The sequence below is a fragment of the Aeromonas rivipollensis genome (assembly GCF_037811135.1).
Taxonomy (GTDB): Bacteria; Pseudomonadota; Gammaproteobacteria; order Enterobacterales; family Aeromonadaceae; genus Aeromonas; species Aeromonas rivipollensis.
In genome coordinates, this window is sequence record NZ_CP149130.1 from 913,868 (window position 1) to 931,616 (window position 17,749).

Here is a 17,749-nt window from a genome sequence, read left to right on the forward strand (position 1 = left end):
TGTCGTTTTGGTGGCATATCGCCACCAATGTCGCCATGTTTGTGCAATATGCCGGCTATTTGTATGAATCGCCGCCCATCGATGTCATTTCTGCCAGGTGGTGGTGCTCGCGCACTCATCTATAGTCATCCGGCGATTATTTTTGTCGCAAATCAAGTTGTGCAAAAAGGCAAACCGGACGAAAGTCCGGGACGCAAAGCCTCCGGTCTAAGGGTCAAAGTACCTAGGATAGCGGGGTCACCACAGGTTGTATCGTCCATGGGCCAAGCCATGGTGGCGATGATGTCTGCGTTACCTGGCAGGTTGCGTTGCCTTTTTCGTTGTTAATTCCAATAACGAAATAAGGAAGTTCAAATATGTTAAGTCCAAAACTTTCCCTGCTGGCGCTCCTGGTCGGGGGTCTCTGTGCTACCTCCGCCTTCGCCGCTGCCCCGGGCAAACCCACCATAGGCTCGGGCCCCACCAAGTTCGCCATCGTCGAAGTCAATCAGGCCGCCTCTGCCTACAACCAGCTGGTGACAGTCCACAAGGATGGTGCCCCCGTCAGCGTGACCTGGAACCTCTGGACCGGTGACGTGGGTCAGACCGCCAAGGTGCTGCTCGATGGCAAGGAGGTGTGGTCAGGCCCGGCTTCCGCCGCTGGTACCGCCAACTTCAAGGTGACCAAGGGGGGCCGCTACCAGATGCAGGTCGCCCTGTGCAACGCCGACGGCTGCACCCTCTCCGACAAGAAGGAGCTGATGGTCGCCGATACCGACGGCAGCCACCTGGCACCGCTCAATGCGCCCCTCAAGGAGAACAACAAGCCCTACGCCAACAAGTCCGGCAAGGTGGTGGGGGCCTATTACGTGGAGTGGGGCGTCTATGGCCGCAAGTTCACCGTGGACAAGATCCCGGCCCAGAACCTGACCCACATCCTCTACGGCTTCACCCCCATCTGCGGCGGTAACGGCATCAATGACAGCCTGAAAGAGATCTCCGGCAGCTTCGAGGCCCTCCAGCGCTCCTGTGCCGGTCGTGAAGACTTCAAGGTCTCCATCCACGATCCCTGGGCCGCCGTCCAGATGTCCCAGGGCAACCTCAGCGCCTGGGATGAACCCTACAAGGGCAACTTCGGCAACCTGATGGCGCTCAAGCAAGCCCGTCCGGACCTCAAGATCCTGCCGTCGGTCGGGGGGTGGACCCTCTCCGATCCCTTCTACTTCCTGGGGGACAAGACCAAGCGCGACACCTTCGTCGCCTCGGTCAAGGAGTTCCTGCAGACCTGGAAATTCTTCGACGGGGTGGACATCGACTGGGAATTCCCGGGCGGCCAGGGGGCCAACCCCAGCCTGGGCGGCCCGAGCGATGGCGCCACCTATGTGGTGCTGATGAAGGAGCTGCGGGCCATGCTCGACGAACTGGAAGCCGAGACCGGCCGCCAGTATGAGCTGACCTCGGCGATCAGCGCCGGCGGTGACAAGATTGCCAAGGTCGATTATCAGGCGGCCCAGCAGTACATGGACCACATCTTCCTGATGAGCTACGACTTCAGCGGCGCCTTCGACCTGACGAATCTGGCCCACCAGACCAACCTCTTTGCCTCCAGTTGGGATCCGGCCACCAAGTACACCACCGACAAGGGCGTCAAGGCGCTGCTGGGTCAGGGGGTGACACCGGGCAAGATAGTGGTGGGTGCGGCCATGTATGGCCGTGGCTGGACCGGAGTGAAGAACTACCAGGCCGGCAATCCCTTCACTGGTACCGCCACCGGACCTGTGACCGGCACCTGGGAAAATGGCGTGGTGGATTACCGCGACATCGTCAACAACCGCATGGGCGCAGGCTGGGAGCAGGGCTATGACGAGTCGGCCGAGGCCCCTTATGTGTTCAAGGCCAGCACTGGGGATCTCATCAGCTTCGACAACGATCGCTCGGTCAAGGCCAAGGGGCAGTACGTGCTGGCGAACCAGCTCGGTGGCCTGTTCGCCTGGGAGATAGACGCGGACAACGGCGACATCCTCAACGCCATGCACGAGGGGCTGGGCCACGGCGAGGGTACACTGCCGCCGGTCAACAAGCCGCCTGTGGCCAATGCCGGCAGCGACCTGAGCGTCACGGGCCCGGCCGAGGTAACCCTCAACGGCTCCGCCTCCCACGATCCGGAAAGCGGCGTGCTGACCTACAGCTGGAAGCAGGTCTCCGGACCCCAGGCCAGCCTGCTGGACGCTACCCAGGCCAGGGCCCGCGTGGTGCTGGATGCCGCCACTACCGACATCAATCTGGTGTTCGAGCTGACAGTGACCGACGATCAGGGACTCTCGGCCAAGGATCAGGTGGTGGTGACCAACAAGGCACCACAGCCGAACCTGCCCCCCGTGGTCAGCGTACCGGCCAGTGCGACCGTAGAGTCCGGCAAGCAGGTGACCATCAAGGCCACTGCGTCCGATCCGAACGGTGATGCCCTGAGCTATCAGTGGAGCCTGCCAGCGGGTCTCACCGCCACCGGTCAGGACAGTGCGACCCTGGTGGTCACAGGCCCGAGCGTCACCAGCGACACCGCCTATGACCTGACCCTGATGGTGACTGACGGGGCACTGGACGCCAGCGCCGGCACCCGCCTGACCGTCAAGCCGGCCAGCACGGGGGGCGGCTGCGAGACAACCGATCCCGATGCGGCCAACCATCCGGCCTGGAACGCCAGCACCGTCTACAACACCAATGACAAGGTGAGCCACAAGCAACTGGTGTGGCAGGCCAAGTACTGGACCCAGGGCAACGAGCCAAGCCAGAGCGCCGATCAGTGGAAGCTGGTGAGCCAGGTGCAGCTCGGCTGGAATGCCGCTGTGGCCTACAACGCCGGGGATCTCACCAACCACAACGGTCGCAAGTGGAAGGCCCAGTACTGGACCAAGGGCGATGAGCCCGGCAAGGCCGCCGTCTGGGTGGATCAGGGGGCTGCCAGCTGCAACTGATGGCCATAGGGAATGGGGCCAAGGCCCCATTCCTTTTTCCTGTGGCGCTTTGCGGGCTGACCTCAGTTCGGGGTGGATAAACCGCGAGCCATTTCTAAGGAATTAATCATTTCACCTAAAGTTGAAAAAATATTTTCATCTTGAAATCGCTTTCAAGATAGTGAGTTGGATGGTTGACATCCGTTCTCACGCCGAGCTTAACCCTGCCTTCAGAGGCATTTCTTGATAGAACACCCAGTCAAGATCCCGCTCTGCCATTTGCAGTGACTGCGCCTATAGAGAATAATCGCCACGCACTACTGATTAATTTGTGTATAAGGGCAAACCGGTCAAAAGGCCGGGACGCAAAGCTTCCGGTCTAAGGATCCATGATCTAGGACAGCGGGGCCGCCACAGGTCGTATCGATCCTCTGCCAAGGGGAGATCTTGCACCGTCTGCTGGTTGCCTTGTCCTTATCGTATTGACTAATAACGAAAAAGGATTATTCGCCATGCAAAGTCCACCCCTTCTTACTGTCGACCTGTCTGGTTGGCTCCCTGCTTGCTTCCCCCCTTCGTGTCGCCGCCCCAGGCAAACTCCGCCTCGGCTGGGGTGAAACCCTGTTCGCCATCACCGGGCTCAACCCGCCCGCTCATGCCCTGCCGCTCAAGGTGATCGCTGTCGGTGGCGGCAGGAGAAGAGGGTTGAACCCTGTGCTCATGTCAACGCAATAACAACGACGCCCCTGCCACCGAAGCAGGCGCCAAAAATAGGGAAATCACGGAATGCAGATGAAAAAAAACAAGGTAAATCTGGCGGTGCAGGGGGGCATGCTCGCCCTGCTGGCCGCATGGGGGCCGCAGGCTCTGGCCCAGCAGAACGCCATCACCGGGGAGTGGCGCAAGGATCAGATCAAGCCACGCCTCTACAGCCAGGAGGCCTGGGTCGACGGCTTCGTCCTGCAACTGCCGCTCGGGGCGACCTTCGCCCCCCAGATGACGGCCTGGGACGAGAACGATGGGGATCTCAGTGGCCGCATCAAGCAGCTCAGCGGTGTGAACACCCAGCAGGTCGGCAGCTATCTGGCGAAGTACGAGGTGCGTGATAACGGATTGCCCGGTGGTAATGGATATCTGGGGATGAATGCAGGCACTACCACGTTTTCATTGCCCGTCACCATCTATGATCCCGCAGTGGCGGTGCCGAGTGAGCTCAACAAGCTGGGTAGCCTCTGGCAGGAGAGCCCAGCCACCACAGGTCTCTTGCGTTTTCTCCCCGGCCAGAGCCTGAGCCGAACGATCCGTATCGCCTCAACCGAGCATCCCCTGACTGGGGACGAGCTGGAGATCACGACCTTCAAGGTGCAGGAGGGGATCTGGGGTGGTAGCAACCGTCAGTTCAGCCTGCGCCTCATCGACATCGAGAGCGGCGAGTCTGCCTATGAAGGCAGCGTCCTGCTCGTATCAGGCAAACAGTTGACCCTGCCAGCTCCCATCAAGGTGCGGGTCGATCGGGACTACGAATTCATCCTGACCTATCTGACCGGCCAGTACGAACAGGGTTTTCGCACCAACGAGGAGGGGGAACTCTGGTTGATGGCAGATGGGCAGCAATCGCGCGAGGCAAATCCCTATGCCCAGGTGTTGCCCGATCCTGCCAACCAGCTGGCCTTCGATCCCGGTTTCAACTCTGCCCTGAAACAGAAACTGCTCAGCAGCCGGGGGGAGCAAGAGGCGCTGCTGATCGCCAAGGTACCGGGCCCGCAGCCGGTGGCGCTGAGCTATCGCATCGCCAACCCCGAGCTGGTCAGTCTGCAACTGGTACCCGGAGCGACCCAGGATCGGCTGGTGCTCCAGGGGCTGGCAGAGGGCGAGACCACCCTCGAAATCCTGGCCGATGATCGGCAGGTGGATCAGGTGCGACTGTTTGTTACCGCCCCCAAGGCGGTCAGCCTCTCCTATAGCTACATCGCCTTCCCCGGTGAGCGTCAGAGCCACCTGTGGGACGACGGTGCCATCATCATGGCGGACATGAGCCGACGTTTTGCCCCCTACAACATCCGCCTCAGCTGGGTGGACAACGGCATCTTGGTGCACGAATGGGACAAGAATGGCGATGGTCAGGCCTACGAACCCAGTACTGTTGAGCTAACGGCGCCGCTGCGGGAGGGCTGGATCCCAAACGCGGAACAGGTCTTCTCCAATATCTATGTGCTGCGCGGCTACAAGGATGACAGCAGGACATGCAGCTACCAGGGGAATGGTCTCTCTGTCGGTTTGGGGGCCAAAGACGGGGCGCCGCGCGCGGGCTATCGATACGCCTGCCCCGGCAACGTCACCGTCCATGGGCAGTCGTTGACCCTGAGCCATGAGCTGGGCCACAACCTGGGGCTGTCGCACACGGGAGACGAGCCTTACCGGATGAGCAACATCATGACGGGAGGGCGGCTTGAGGGGGTCTTCTTCGGTTACCAGTGGCGCATCATGCACCAAACCATAGACGCGCGGATCGCGGCCGGTGATGCGGGAGTCAGCGAGGTGGGTACCGAGCCAGAACCACCCCAGCCTGCCATCAATCAGCCCCCCCTGGCCAACGCCGGCGGCGATATGAGTACCACTGGCCCGGCCGAACTGGTACTCGACGGTGCCGCCTCCCGGGATCCGGAGAACGGTGCCCTGCGCTACCAATGGCGCCAGGTCGGCGGTCCGCAGGCATCCCTGAGGGATGCCGAGCAGGCGCGAGCCAGGCTGAGTCTGGGGACCGTCTCTCAGGATACCCAGTTGACATTCGAGCTGACCGTGACCGATGAGCAGGGACTGGCGGGCGCGGATCGTATGGTAGTGACCCACCAGGCACCACCGCCCAACCAGCCACCCGTGCTGACCGCGCTGGCTCCCGCCTCTGTGCAGGCGGGCATGCAGGTGAGCATTACCGCCAGCGCCACAGATCCCGATGGGGATGCGCTCAGCTACCAGTGGACTGTGCCGGCCGGTCTGACCGCCAGCGGCCAGAGCAGCAAGACCCTGGTGCTGGCGGCCCCGAGTGTGGCGGTCAACACGGATTACGATCTGACCGTCACCGTGACAGATGGCGCCCTGGATGTGCAGGGCCAGACCCGGCTCACAGTCACCCCGGCAAGCGGTGGTGGTGAATGCAGTGCCTCCGATCCGGATGCGGCCAGCTGGCCGGCCTGGAGCGCCAGCACCGTCTACAACGCCGATACCAAAGTGAGCCACAACCAGCTGGTGTGGCAGGCCAAGTACTGGACCCAAGGTAACGAGCCGAGCCAGACGGCGGATCAGTGGAAGCTGGTGAGCCAGGTGCAGCTCGGCTGGAATGCCGGTGTGGCCTACAGCGGCGGTGATGTCACCACCCACAATGGCCGCAAGTGGCAGGCCCAGTACTGGACCAGGGGCAACGAGCCAGGCAAGCACGATGTCTGGCTGGATCAGGGAGCAGCCAACTGCAACTGATGACCATCAGGAATGGGGCCTTGGCGTCCCATTCCTTTTTCCACTCCTGTTTCAGGCTGCGGCTATGCCGCTGCGCGACAACCAGACCTTATTCTCAGACCGGGTGTTGGAGCGAGCCTCTGGCGTCCATTTTGTAATGATTCCTGCAACAGGGCATGTGGACATGCCCATCACAATGAGAACCATAACAATGAAAAAAACACAGTTAGCCAGCCTCATCATGGCCGCCCTGGCGAGCGGCCCTCTGTTGGCTGCCGTTCAGGCTCCCACCTCCTTGCCCTTCAACACCCAGCCACCGACCAACGATCTGCAAGGATCCCTGGCGGCGCAGGTTCAATTCGCCCAGAGCCAGATCCTGCCGGCCCATGTCGCAGAAGGGGACCGCCAGCCCAGGTTGACCGCCCTGCGCAAGAGCCTGCTGCTGGTCAGGCCCTTGCAAACCGAGACCGGCGCGACCATGACGGTGACGGCGCGAGATGGCGCCGGACAGACGCTCGGGACGCTCAGCCTCAACCCCCCCGAGCAGTTGCCGAAGACGGCCTATTACCTCGATGGCTCACCGGAGGAGGGGGTCGACTTCACGCCGGGGCCGGGCACCAGTGGCCTCATCAACAGCAGCAGCGAGCTGGCCAAACTGAGCGATCCTGCCGGCGCCTTCCTGCTTGGCAAGTTGCAGCCTCATGCTTTGGTGACCATTCAGACTGCCGACGGACGCTGGGTGCGCGATATTCATCTGCCGGGCGGAGCGGAGTTGGAAGGCAAGATGGTGCGGCTGGCCTCCAACGCCGGCTACAACTCGACCCTTTATTACAGTGGCCGCCAGGTGACCCTCTCCCGCGGTCAGAGCCTGCAGTTCAAGTTCGTGGGCGGTCAGTGGATCCGTGACGGGGAGCTCGAGAACAACGGTATCCGCTATGCGACCGACGCCTGGAGCGCCGTGCTGCCGGCGGACTGGATCCGGCCAGGCCTGGCGCTGCAACTCAGCCAGGGCGGGCTCAGCGGCGAGCTGACGGATCTCGCGATCGGTGCCCCGAGCGAGCTGCTCATCCACACCATAGACCTTGGCATGCTGACCACTCCCCGGGATCAGTTTGCCTTCGCCAGGGATCCCGAAGCTCATCGCGAATATTTCCAGACGGTGCCGACCAGCCGGTTGATCGTCAGCCAGTATGCTCCCCTGTCGCTGCCGGAGGTGATGCTGCCAAACGGCACCCTGCTCACCGATTTCGATCCCGGCCAGGGGGGCTGGCACGAGGGCACCATGCGCCAGCGCATCGGCAAGGAGCTGATCTCCCACGGGATAGACAATGCGAACTACGGCATCAACAGCACGGCTGGCGAGGGGGAGAGCAGCCATCCCTATGTGGTGGCCCAGCTGGCGGCCCACAACAGCCGTGGCAAGTACGCCAACGGCATCCAGGTGCACGGTGGTTCGGGCGGCGGCGGCATAGTCACGCTCGACGCCTCTCTGGGTAACGAATTCAGCCACGAGGTGGGCCACAACTATGGTCTTGGCCACTATGTCGGCGGCTTCCAGGGCTCGGTGCACCGCAGCGCCGAGGCGGTCAATTCGAGCTGGGGCTGGGATGGCGACAAGAACCGCTTCATCCCGAACTTTGGCGCCGCCCGCAGCGGCCAGAGCGCCTGCCTCGACGGCCAGTGCCAGCCGCCTTTCGAGGGACATTCGTTCGGTTTCGATGCCATGGCGGGTGGATCGCCCTTCTCCGGCTTCAACCGCTTTACCCTCTACACCCCGAACTCGGCCGCCATCATCCAGCGTTTCCTCGAGAGCAAGGCGGTGTTCGACGCCGCTTCCCCGACCGGATTCAGCAAATGGGATGCCGCCACCGCCACCATGGTGCCCTACCAGCACAGGGTCGAGCGGCTGGAGCAGATCAGCGCGCCCATCGGCGATCTGAGCGAGGCGAAGCTGGTGGCTCTGCTGGCGGAGTATGATCTGGTCAAGGTAGCCATGTGGGACGGCAACTGGACGCGCAACATCCAGGCGCCGGCTGCCGGAGCCGGGAATGCGGGGCGCATCCTGACTGTGGAGCACGGTGCCGGCTACAACAGCACCCTCTTCATCAATGGCCAGCAGATCACCGTCTCCCGCGGTTTCAAGAAGAGCTATACCTCGGACGGCAGCCGCTGGAACGAAGGGCCTGTGGTGGATACTCGGGTGGCGCGCAAGCCGCAGGCATTCGGGGTGCCGGTGACGACCCTGGTGGGCTATTACGATCCTCGCGGATTGTTGCCGAGCTACCTCTATCCGGCTCTGCACGGCGCTTACGGCTTCAGCTATGGGGATGACGGCGAGGGGATCGGGGCAGAGGATTGCCAGCTGCAGGTGGAGACCCGGGAGGGCTTGCTGCACTTCCGGCTGGCCAATCACCGGCTAAATGCCAACCTGATGAACAAGTTCCATGTCAATGTGCCCACGGCCAGCGAGCCACGGGCCGCCACCGTGATCTGCGCCGCCGGGACCCTGGATCAGAGGCCCGTCTCGGCGCCGGAAGTGGATCTCTCCTTCACCGTCAACGGGCGGCCGCTCGAGTAAGGGGGTCGCTCCTTCATTACCGGGGGAGAGCAGTGGATACGCCAAATAAAAAAGGCCCGAACGGGCCTTTTTTCATGGGGTTCAGAGCGGCTTCTGCCACAGGCTCAGCAGCAGATCCTGTTCAAGTTCGTCCGGCCCCTGGTGGGTGAAGGCGTGACGCTGTTCACCGCCGGCACGCCAGCCGAGGCGACTGGTTTCCAGCACATGGGCACGCAGCCCCTGATCCATGGCCATGGAGAACTGGCAGCGTTGCCGCTCGACGGGGACGAGCCCGGCCAGGGCTGGCCAGCTGAGGGGGTGCTCCATGCTCACCGGGTTGAGGCTGACCCTCAGCTGCCACTGGTGGCGCGGGCCCGGTTGCAGGTGGAGCAGGTAGCCGCCCGGGGTCAGCTGGCTGACCAGCAGCTCTGTCTTGATCTTGAGGTCGTTGACCAGCAGTACCTGGGCTGAGCCGGCCAGCAGCGGCGCCTTGGCCGGATCGGCGATGACGAAATGGCCGTCGGGCTGCGCTTTGTTGGCGGCGAAGATGGCGTTCTTGGCGAGATCGAGGCCGCCAAATTGCCAGCCCGGCAGGCGCTCTGCCAGGGCGCGGCAGTAGTACCCCTCACCACAGCCGAGATGGATCAGCTCGCGCTCGCCGAGTGGAGCCAGCAGGGTCGCCATGGCCTCCACCAGGGGCAGCTGGTGCCCCTGCTCCAGGAAGCGGCGCTTGGCGCGCAGCAGGGCACGGCTGTCGCTGTCCTTGGGATCCTTCTTGCCCGGGATGAGATCCAGATAACCTTCCGGGGCCGGATCGAAATGGTGCTTGTTGTCGCAATAGACCCCGCGGGAGGCTTCATGAAGATGCAGGGGGCTGCGGCACAGGGGACATTGAAGATGCATACACACTCGCTTGGTTGAGGCCGGGGAAGGGCGTGCGGGATTATAGGGGAGGAGATCAGAAAAGGCTGCCGTGGCAGCCTTTTTTATCCAACGGCCCTGTGCTGAGCCGTCGGGGAACCCGGTCAGCGGGTGCCAAACACCACTATGGTCTTGCCGTGGGCCGAGATGAGCTCCTGCTCTTCCAGCATCTTGAGGATGCGGCCGACGGTTTCGCGGGAGCAGCCGACGATCTGGCCTATCTCCTGGCGGGTGATCTTGATCTGCATGCCATCCGGGTGGGTCATGGCGTCCGGCTGCTTGGCCAGGTTCAGCAGGGTCTGGGCAATCCGGCCGGTCACGTCCAGGAAGGCGAGGTTGCCGACCTTCTGGCTGGTGTGCTGCAGGCGCTTGGCCATCTGGCCGGAGAGGCGCAACAGGATGTCCGGGTTGACCTGGATCAGCTGGCGGAACTTCTTGTAGGAGATCTCGGCGACTTCACAGGCGCCTTTGGCACGTACCCAGGCGGAACGCTCCGGATTCTCGTTCTCTTCGAACATCCCCATCTCGCCCAGGAAATCCCCCTGATTCAGGTAGGAGAGGATCATCTCCTTGCCTTCGTCATCCTTGATCAGGACGGCGACTGTACCCTTGACGATGTAGTAGAGGGTTTCCGCTTTTTCACCGGCGTGAATAAGGGTGCTCTTGGCGGGATACTTATGAATGTGGCAATGCGACAAGAACCACTCGAGGGTGGGATCGCTTTGCGGTTTGCCAATGATCATGAGACTTCCTCTGTAGTGTCATTTTTATGGACTGTGCGTCCAGGCAAGTTGCCAAGCTTGCCATTCCTTAGTCTTTGGTCGCAGTAGAATAAGAGCCTTTGTCTGTGCTGACAAGGCTTTGGGACTTTGGTGTCCATCTGTGTGCATCGATCTGCTGCGCCATCTGGGCCATTCTAGGCAAGAAGGGGGGGAGATATGTTGATTTCGATCTATTTCCTTCAGGGTCTGCTGCGGTTTCGGAACAAGTCGCGGCGCCGGGACTCGGCGGTCATGAAACCGGGAGTGGCGCAACGTGACGGGGCATGTGCCACTCGACCCCTGCTTGAGGTATGCTATGGGCGTCAGAACCGTCGTCATTGAGAGGAAATGTGAGATGAAAGCCAAGGTCAGCTGGGTGGAAGGCATGAAGTTTGTGGGCGAGAGCGAGTCCGGTCATCAGGTGACGCTGGACGGCGCCAACCCGGGCGAAGGTGCCAGCCCGATGGAGATGATCCTGCTGGCTGTCGGTGGGTGCAGCTCCATCGACGTGGTCTCCATTCTGGAGAAGGCGCGCCAGAACGTGACCGCCTGTCATGTGGAGCTGGAAGGGGAGCGCGCAGACTCAGTGCCCCGGGTGTTCGAGAAGATCCACCTCAAGTTCGTCGTGACCGGCAAGGGGCTGGCCGAGAAACAGGTTGCCCGCGCGGTCGACTTGTCGATGGAGAAGTATTGTTCGGTTTCCCTGATGTTGGAAAAAGCGGTAGAAATTACCCATAGTTATCAAATCGTTGAAGCTTGATAGTTGTAGTTTGTCCCGTCGATAACGCCATGACATAAGGAAAGTGCGATGAAAAAGATAATGATGTTGCTTCCCCTGTTCGGGCTGGCTGCCTGCAGCATGCCGCAGCCCACTCAGTATCAATACAGCCAGTATCAGTGCGGGGAAGAGTTGTTGGCCATCACCTATGATGCTCAGGCCGACATGGTGCAGTTCCCTTATGCCGGGGTCTATCACAAGCTGGGTCGCATCGAGTCACCCAAAGAGACCGCCAGCTATTCCGATGGGGTGACCACCTTCTCCCACCAGGAAAAACAGGCCACCCTGGTCAAAAACGGCGTGACTCTGCTGACCTGCGAACTGAAGTAATCCTCATGCCGTGCAACGGCGTGTATCCACAACGGCCTGCTTGAAGCAGGCCGTTGTGTTATGGGGCGCTCATTGAGCGGGCAGGGAGTCCAGGAGTTGAGCGGCGAGCTGCTGACTCAGCTGGCTGCGCTCGTCCTCGGCGATGGGCACGTCGCTGGCGAGCTGGATGGCACTGCTCCAGACGCTTTGCTGGGTGCGCCTGTCGATCAGCAGTATGGCCAGGGTGCCCTTGCGGGCATCGGCGGCGGCATTCAGCCCAGGGGTCATGCCGATGCGGGAGAATATCTCCCCATCGCTCATGTCCTGGCTGCCCGCCACCCCGATGGCGACCCAGACGTCGGCCTCATCGAGGGGCACGCTGCGCCAGCCCTTGCCATCGAGCGCCCGGGTGACGGCCTGCTGCACCGGCTCCAGCCAGGGCGCGGCGCTGTTGCCTGCGTACTGGAACTGCTCCGCCAGCGCGTAGCGCGGCGTCGCCCCGTAGGCCCAGTTTTCTGCCGGGCGGACCACCATGGTGCCCGTCTCGACCGTGGGGGCGGCGGGGCCTGTGCTGCAACCGCCCAGCAGGGCTGCCAGTGAGAAAGAGAGAAGTGCACCGCGCATCATAAGCTCCTTGGCTCAGGTGATCTTGCCGGTTTCTAACAGTTGCTGGATCAGGGGACGCAAGATCAGCTCCATCGCGAAACCCATCTTGCCCCCCGGCACCACTATGGTGTTCATCCTGGACATGAAGGCCCCGTCTATCATCGACAGCAGGTAGGGGAAGTCCACCTGCTTGATGCCCCGAAACCGGATCACCAGCATACTCTCGTCCAGGCTGGGTATCACCTTGGCACTGAAGGGGTTGGAGGTGTCCACCGTCGGCACCCGCTGGAAGTTGATGTGGGTGCGGGAGAACTGCGGGGTGATGAAGTTGATGTAGTCATCCATGGAGCGAACGATGGAGTCGGTCACCGCCTCGCGCGAATGCCCGCGCTCCGAGGTGTCGCGAATGAGCTTCTGGATCCACTCCAGGTTGACGATGGGCACCACGCCGATGAGAAAGTCCACGTGCCGGGCCACATTGTGTTCGCCGGTCACCACGCCGCCATGCAGCCCTTCGTAGAACAGCAGGTCCGTCTCCCCCGGCAACGCCTGCCAGGGGGTGAAGGTGCCCGGCATCTGGTTGAAGGGGACTGCCTCGTCGAAGCTGTGCAGGTAGCGTCTGTACTGGCCGCTGCCGCTCTGGCCGTACTCCTGGAAAAAGGATTCCAGCAGGCCGAAGTCGTTGGCCTCGGGGCCGAAGTAGCTGATATGGCGCCCCTGCTCGCGCGCCTTGCGGATCGCCACATCCATCTCGGGCCTTGTATAGCGGTGAAAACTGTCCCCCTCGACCACGGCCGCCTTGTATCCGAGCTGGTGGAACATGGAGCGGAAGGCGTTGGTGGAGGTGGAGGTGCCGGCACCGGACGAACCGGTAACCGCAATGATGGGATGCTTGGCCGACATAGAATTCTCTCTTCCTTGGGAGTTCCGTTATAAAGGCAGGTTCAAAGTGCGGTCAAGTGCGCCTTGCCGCGCGGGCGCCATCATGAGCTCCCCATGGCCCCCGGCGGCAGGTCTCCATCGGCGCCGCGACAGTCGGCGACGGAGGCACAAATAAGCCTGTTTGAAGCACCAGCTTCATCGGACGGACCGCCCATCCCCCCCTGAACCGAACGCCTTTCGTGCTCGGCGGGCCCTGGCCGGACGTTGTTCAGCTTGTGTCATTCTGCCGGAAAGTCGTCGCTCGGCGCATTGCTCAAATGCGTCTTTGGCACGACGTTGACACTCTCGTGCAACTCGCTGTAGACGAGCACGGCACTACCTTGTAGTAATTGTTGTCTGACCTCTTCAACCTTGTCGGCCAGGCTGACATCCTGTTCGCCGTATTCGGTGCCCTCTTGCAGGACGAAATGCTCGAGCAGGTTGTTGAGGGTATCTGGATCCAGTTCTTGCCAGGGGATAATCATGATTTCATCTTCAGTCATAGCGATGCGGATATTGTCGGTGTCTGACCGGCAAGCGCAAGGAGTTTATCTCGGCCTGGGAGAGGGTTCCCATGGCATCAGCTGAACAGCGTCGCCCAAGCAGTGAGTTCGATCAGCACCTTCAGGATGCGCGCCAGCGCGCCCTGAGCGCGGGGTTGCGCTGGTTCTGGGCCATCAATCAGCTGGCGATCCTCTATCTGCTGGCGCGTTTCTATCTCTATCAGGATGCCCGGCCGGTGGCGATCGAGGGGTTGCCCTGGCGCTATGAGTGGCAGATAGGCCTGGTGCTGCTGGCGAGCGTGCTGCCTCCTCTGGGTTGGCGCTGGTTCTCTCGCCAGGGCAGGCCAGGGTGGCAGCCCTGGCTCTGGTGCTGCGTCCTGCTGTGGGGTCTGGCCTGGGCGATGACGGCCTATGCCATTGCCACCATAGAACTCAGAGGGGGGTTCAGCCTGGCATTCAACATCGTCAGCCTGTTGCTGCTGACGGCCCTGATCGCCTTCTACTGCGAGTGGCGCATCTTCTATGGCCTGAGTGCCCCACCCCTGATCTTCCTGCTGTTCGAGGAGCACTGGGTGATGGTGCCATCCGTCACAGTGCACTGGCTGGCGGCCGGGAGCTTGTTGATTGTCCTGGAGACGGGTCGGCGGATGCTCAACGGCTGGTTCGAGCTGGCGGTGTCGCGCGAGTATGACAACCTGATGCTGGCACGCAAGATGGATGCGATGGCTAATAAGGATCCCTTGACCGGGCTCGCCAACCGCCGGCACTTCGATCAGGTCTGCAAGCGCGCCATCGCACAGGGCACGACGCTGGAGACACCGCTCACCCTGATCCTGCTGGATGTGGATTTCTTCAAGCGATACAACGACCACTACGGCCATCAGGCGGGGGATGAGTGCCTGATCCTGGTGGCCGAGTGTCTGGAAGAGGGGGTCCGGGAGCCCGGTGATCTGGTGGCCCGTTACGGTGGGGAGGAGTTCGTGGTGTTGCTGCAGGAGACGGACCTGGCCGCTGGCGAGCGGGTCGCGCAGCGCATTCGCACAACCCTGGCCGCCCGGGCGCTGCCCCACGAAGCCTCAGACGTGGCTCCCCATCTCACCCTGAGCCAGGGGATTGCCCAGTGGCGTCCGGGGGAGAGCCTGGTCATGCTGCTCGAGCGGGTGGACGGCGCCCTCTATGAAGCCAAGGGCGCAGGGCGCAACTGCTACCGCCTGGCGTCCTGAGTCTGCTCCCGCAGCCACTGGCTGATGCGCTCCTCCAGCCAGAAGCGGGGGCGCCAGGGAGTGCCGTGCAGGAAGCCCACGTGGCCACCACGGCGGCTCAGCTCGTAGCGCACCATGGGTGAGAGCTGCTCCGGCCTGGGGATCACGGCCCCGGTCATGAAGGGATCGTCGGCGGCGTGGATGATCAGGGTCGGGATGGTGATGCGGGCCAGGAGATCAAGGCCGGAGCAGGTTTGATAGTAGTGATCGGCGCTGTCGAAGCCATGGAGCGGGGCTGTGACCTGCTCGTCGAAGTCGCGCAGGGTGGCGATGCGGCTCACCTGCTCCGGTTGCCAGCGTGCCCGGGCCGCGGCCTGATGACGGATCTTGCTCTGCAGGTTGGCGCGCATGGTGCGCAGCAGGTAGCTCTGATAGACCCGTGAAAATCCCTGATTGACCCGATCGGCGCAGCTGGCCAGTTGCAGCGGCGCCGAGATCACCACGGCGGCGCTCAATTCGGCAGGGCAGCCGCGCGCCAGCAGATTCACCAGCATGTTGCCCCCCAGGGAGTAGCCGATGGCGACCAGTGGCTTGCCGGGAAAACGGCGGCCCAGCTCGGCGATCAGCGCCTGGGCATCTTCGATGGCGCCGGAGTGATAGGCCCGCAGCAGCCGGTTCGGCTCGCCGCTGCAACCGCGAAAATGCATCAGTACCGCCTCGTTCCCCTGTTGCTGCAGGTGGGCAAACAGCCCCTTGGCATAGTGGGAGTGGATGCTGCCCTCCAGACCGTGAAACAGCACCAGCAGCGGCCGCTCATCCGGGCTGATGTCCCCGCTCCAGGCGAGGTCGACGAAGTCCCCGTCTGCCAGTTCGAACCGTTCCGGGATGAAGCGGGCCGGCGTCCGGCGCAGCCATTTGGGCAAGATGGTTTGCAGGTGGGCATTGCGGGCCCACCAGGGGGCGTGGAAGTGGCTTTCTGTCAGCATGCAACGACTCGGGACAGCAGAAGAGGAAAGGGGCGGCGAGCCCATGGCCCGCCGCGGTATCAGGCGGGCAGGCGGTCGTGGTGTTCGGCGCCGCGCAGCATGGCCTGGATCAGCTCGTTGGCTTCAAACTTGGTCAGTGCCTCGTGGGCGCCGACCTGATGGGCCCGCTCCACGCTGATCTCGCTGGAGAGGGAGGTGTGCAGAATGATGTAGGCCTCCGCCAACCTGGGATCGCTCTGCACCTCGAAGGCCAGCTCGTAACCGTCCAGCCCCGGCATCTCTATGTCGCTCACCAGTATGTCTATCCGGCTGCCCTGAGCGACCCTGGCCTGCATCAGGCTGAGGGCATCGCGCCCGTTGGTGCACACCTCGTAGGGAATGTTGATGTAATCGAGGGCCGCCATCAGCTGGCGGCGGGCGACGGAGGAGTCGTCCACCAGCAGGATCCGCATCGGCTTGAGCCGCTCGCGCTGCACATCTGTCAGCACGGGGTAGAGGTGGCTGGGATCGTCCGGATAGACCCGGGACAGGATCAGCTCCACGTCCAGCAGCTGGATCAGCTGATCACCGACCTTGGTCACCCCGGTGACGAAGACGTTCTGACCGAGGGAAGGGGGCGGCGGCTCTATGTCACGCCAGTTGCACTCGGTGATCTTGTCGATGCCCCGTACCAGGAAGCCCACCAGGGTGCGGCGGCAATCCGTGATGATGATGAAGCAGTTGGGCATCTCCTCCCGGCTGATCGGGCGATAGCCCACCGCCATCGCCATGTCGATCACGGGGATGGTGGTGCCTCTCATGCTGGCCGCCCCGAGTACGGTCGGGTGCGAATGGGGCAGGGCGGTGAGCTGGGTGTAGGGGACTATCTCCTTCACCTTGAGGGTGCCGATGGCGAAGGATTGCCTGGCAGAGAGGTGAAACAGCAACATGCCCTGGGATTGGTTGGCCTTGCTCGTCATGGCGGATGTCCTGTTGATCTAATCGGTGACGGTCAATCTGGTGTTCAGCATAGAGGATGGTGACCAGGATGAGCCCTTGTTATTAACGGTTATTAACGACCGCGAGCCGCAAAACTGGACCCTGTCACCATCATTTATTTTCTCGCCCGGTTCATTGGGTGGAGGCCACCGCCTCCAGCGTCAGCCCGAGCCAGTGCTGGCACGCCTGCGCCAAAGCCTGTTCATCCCGGTAACCGAGCTTTGCCACCACCTGGGCCGGCTTGCTGCCACTTCTGAGCAGGCGAACCCCCTGCAGCAGCTGCCACTGGGCACCGAGCGCATCGGGCGCCAGGGCGGGATCCTCGATGCCCCGCTGGGTGAGGCAAGCCTGCCAGGCCGCGGCGCTGCCTTCAGACTGACCGGCCAGGGCACGCCAGGCGGCTTGTAGCGGCTGATCTGCCTGCGCCAGGATGGCACAAGCCTGCAACTCGTCCCCCATGACCCGCAGACGGTGGCCATAGGCCTCCTGCCAGTCACGGGGCCGGGACCAGCTGGCCAGGCTGTCCAGCAGGGCGTCCATCAGCGGTGTTGGTTGCAACCAGCCTGCCTGGGCCGGTTGCACCACCCGCACCGAGCAGGTCAGCCGATCATGCTGACAACCCGCCAGGGGAGTGAAGGCGGCGAGGGCATCGGCACACAGCCAGAAGTGGCTGCCCGCCGTCAGCAACAGCTCATGGGAGCCGAGTCTCAGCAGTGCCGCACCCCGGGTGACGCGCAGCAGCTGACCCAGAGGGGAGCGTTTGCGGGGGCCGACCTGCAGGCAAGGAGTGGAAAAATGCTGATATTCGATGGCGTGATGCATGTAAAAACCCTGATATGAT

At 62.5% G+C, this 17,749-nt stretch carries 14 protein-coding genes and 2 riboswitches; of the genes, 6 read left to right on the forward strand and 8 right to left on the reverse strand.

The features are described 5' to 3' along the window. Positions 1 to 158 precede the first annotated feature (158 nt). Positions 159 to 245, forward strand: a riboswitch (cyclic di-GMP riboswitch). A gap of 111 nt (positions 246 to 356) precedes the next feature. The 3 genes from WIR04_RS04335 (at position 357) to WIR04_RS04345 (ending at position 8,964) form a co-directional block, all read left to right on the forward strand. Further along, positions 357 to 2,954, forward strand: a complete 2,598-nt coding sequence (locus WIR04_RS04335) for a glycosyl hydrolase family 18 protein (protein ID WP_338890747.1) — start codon at positions 357 to 359, stop codon at positions 2,952 to 2,954. A 309-nt stretch (positions 2,955 to 3,263) separates the two neighbouring features. Further along, positions 3,264 to 3,349: riboswitch (cyclic di-GMP riboswitch) on the forward strand. A 370-nt stretch (positions 3,350 to 3,719) separates the two neighbouring features. Then, positions 3,720 to 6,407 (forward strand): PKD domain-containing protein, encoded by a 2,688-nt coding sequence (locus WIR04_RS04340; protein ID WP_338890749.1) that lies wholly within the window; start codon positions 3,720 to 3,722, stop codon positions 6,405 to 6,407. 190 nt (positions 6,408 to 6,597) lie between these two features. Continuing rightward, positions 6,598 to 8,964 (forward strand): M66 family metalloprotease, encoded by a 2,367-nt coding sequence (locus WIR04_RS04345; RefSeq protein ID WP_420883442.1) that lies wholly within the window; start codon positions 6,598 to 6,600, stop codon positions 8,962 to 8,964. 81 nt (positions 8,965 to 9,045) lie between these two features. Here WIR04_RS04345 and WIR04_RS04350 read toward each other — a convergent pair whose 3' ends face one another. Continuing rightward, complete coding sequence (locus tag WIR04_RS04350) at positions 9,046 to 9,846, reverse strand: putative RNA methyltransferase (RefSeq protein WP_338890750.1); 801 nt, start codon at positions 9,844 to 9,846, stop codon at positions 9,046 to 9,048. Between the two features lie 122 nt (positions 9,847 to 9,968). Continuing rightward, positions 9,969 to 10,607, reverse strand: a complete 639-nt coding sequence (gene crp, locus WIR04_RS04355; RefSeq protein WP_025328082.1) for a cAMP-activated global transcriptional regulator CRP — start codon at positions 10,605 to 10,607, stop codon at positions 9,969 to 9,971. Positions 10,608 to 10,980: 373 nt separating this feature from the next. Here crp and WIR04_RS04360 point away from each other — a divergent pair, with 373 nt between their 5' ends. Beyond that, entirely contained in the window at positions 10,981 to 11,385 is a 405-nt protein-coding gene (locus tag WIR04_RS04360; protein WP_025328081.1) for an OsmC family protein, read from the forward strand. Positions 11,386 to 11,433: 48 nt separating this feature from the next. After that, positions 11,434 to 11,733: a hypothetical protein gene (locus WIR04_RS04365; protein ID WP_025328080.1), complete on the forward strand. Its 300-nt coding sequence runs from the start codon at positions 11,434 to 11,436 to the stop codon at positions 11,731 to 11,733. Between the two features lie 69 nt (positions 11,734 to 11,802). Here WIR04_RS04365 and WIR04_RS04370 read toward each other — a convergent pair whose 3' ends face one another. From WIR04_RS04370 to WIR04_RS04380, 3 genes are all read right to left on the reverse strand, one after another. Then, positions 11,803 to 12,336, reverse strand: coding sequence for a DUF4136 domain-containing protein (locus tag WIR04_RS04370; protein ID WP_338890752.1), 534 nt, complete (start codon positions 12,334 to 12,336; stop codon positions 11,803 to 11,805). 15 nt (positions 12,337 to 12,351) lie between these two features. Continuing rightward, the gene (locus tag WIR04_RS04375; RefSeq protein ID WP_005330514.1) at positions 12,352 to 13,221 is read right to left on the reverse strand and encodes a phosphoribulokinase; all 870 of its coding nucleotides are present in this window, start codon (positions 13,219 to 13,221) and stop codon (positions 12,352 to 12,354) included. A 257-nt stretch (positions 13,222 to 13,478) separates the two neighbouring features. Further along, positions 13,479 to 13,724, reverse strand: a complete 246-nt coding sequence (locus tag WIR04_RS04380; protein ID WP_111909821.1) for a YheU family protein — start codon at positions 13,722 to 13,724, stop codon at positions 13,479 to 13,481. 89 nt (positions 13,725 to 13,813) lie between these two features. Here WIR04_RS04380 and WIR04_RS04385 point away from each other — a divergent pair, with 89 nt between their 5' ends. Beyond that, positions 13,814 to 14,965, forward strand: a complete 1,152-nt coding sequence (locus WIR04_RS04385) for a GGDEF domain-containing protein (protein WP_338890755.1) — start codon at positions 13,814 to 13,816, stop codon at positions 14,963 to 14,965. On the opposite strand, the gene WIR04_RS04390 is transcribed toward WIR04_RS04385, so the two are convergent. The 3 genes from WIR04_RS04390 to WIR04_RS04400 all read right to left on the reverse strand — a co-directional run bounded on the left by WIR04_RS04390 (position 14,947) and on the right by WIR04_RS04400 (position 17,730). Next, positions 14,947 to 15,930 (reverse strand): hydrolase, encoded by a 984-nt coding sequence (locus tag WIR04_RS04390; protein WP_338890757.1) that lies wholly within the window; start codon positions 15,928 to 15,930, stop codon positions 14,947 to 14,949. The two genes, WIR04_RS04385 and WIR04_RS04390, sit on opposite strands and share 19 nt — an antisense overlap. Positions 15,931 to 15,989: 59 nt before the next feature. Further along, positions 15,990 to 16,889 carry a chemotaxis protein CheV gene (locus tag WIR04_RS04395; RefSeq protein WP_307765867.1) on the reverse strand — a complete coding sequence of 300 codons (900 nt, stop codon included), beginning with the start codon at positions 16,887 to 16,889 and terminating at the stop codon, positions 15,990 to 15,992. A 151-nt stretch (positions 16,890 to 17,040) separates the two neighbouring features. Then, entirely contained in the window at positions 17,041 to 17,730 is a 690-nt protein-coding gene (locus tag WIR04_RS04400; RefSeq protein ID WP_338890759.1) for a hypothetical protein, read from the reverse strand. Positions 17,731 to 17,749 lie beyond the last annotated feature (19 nt).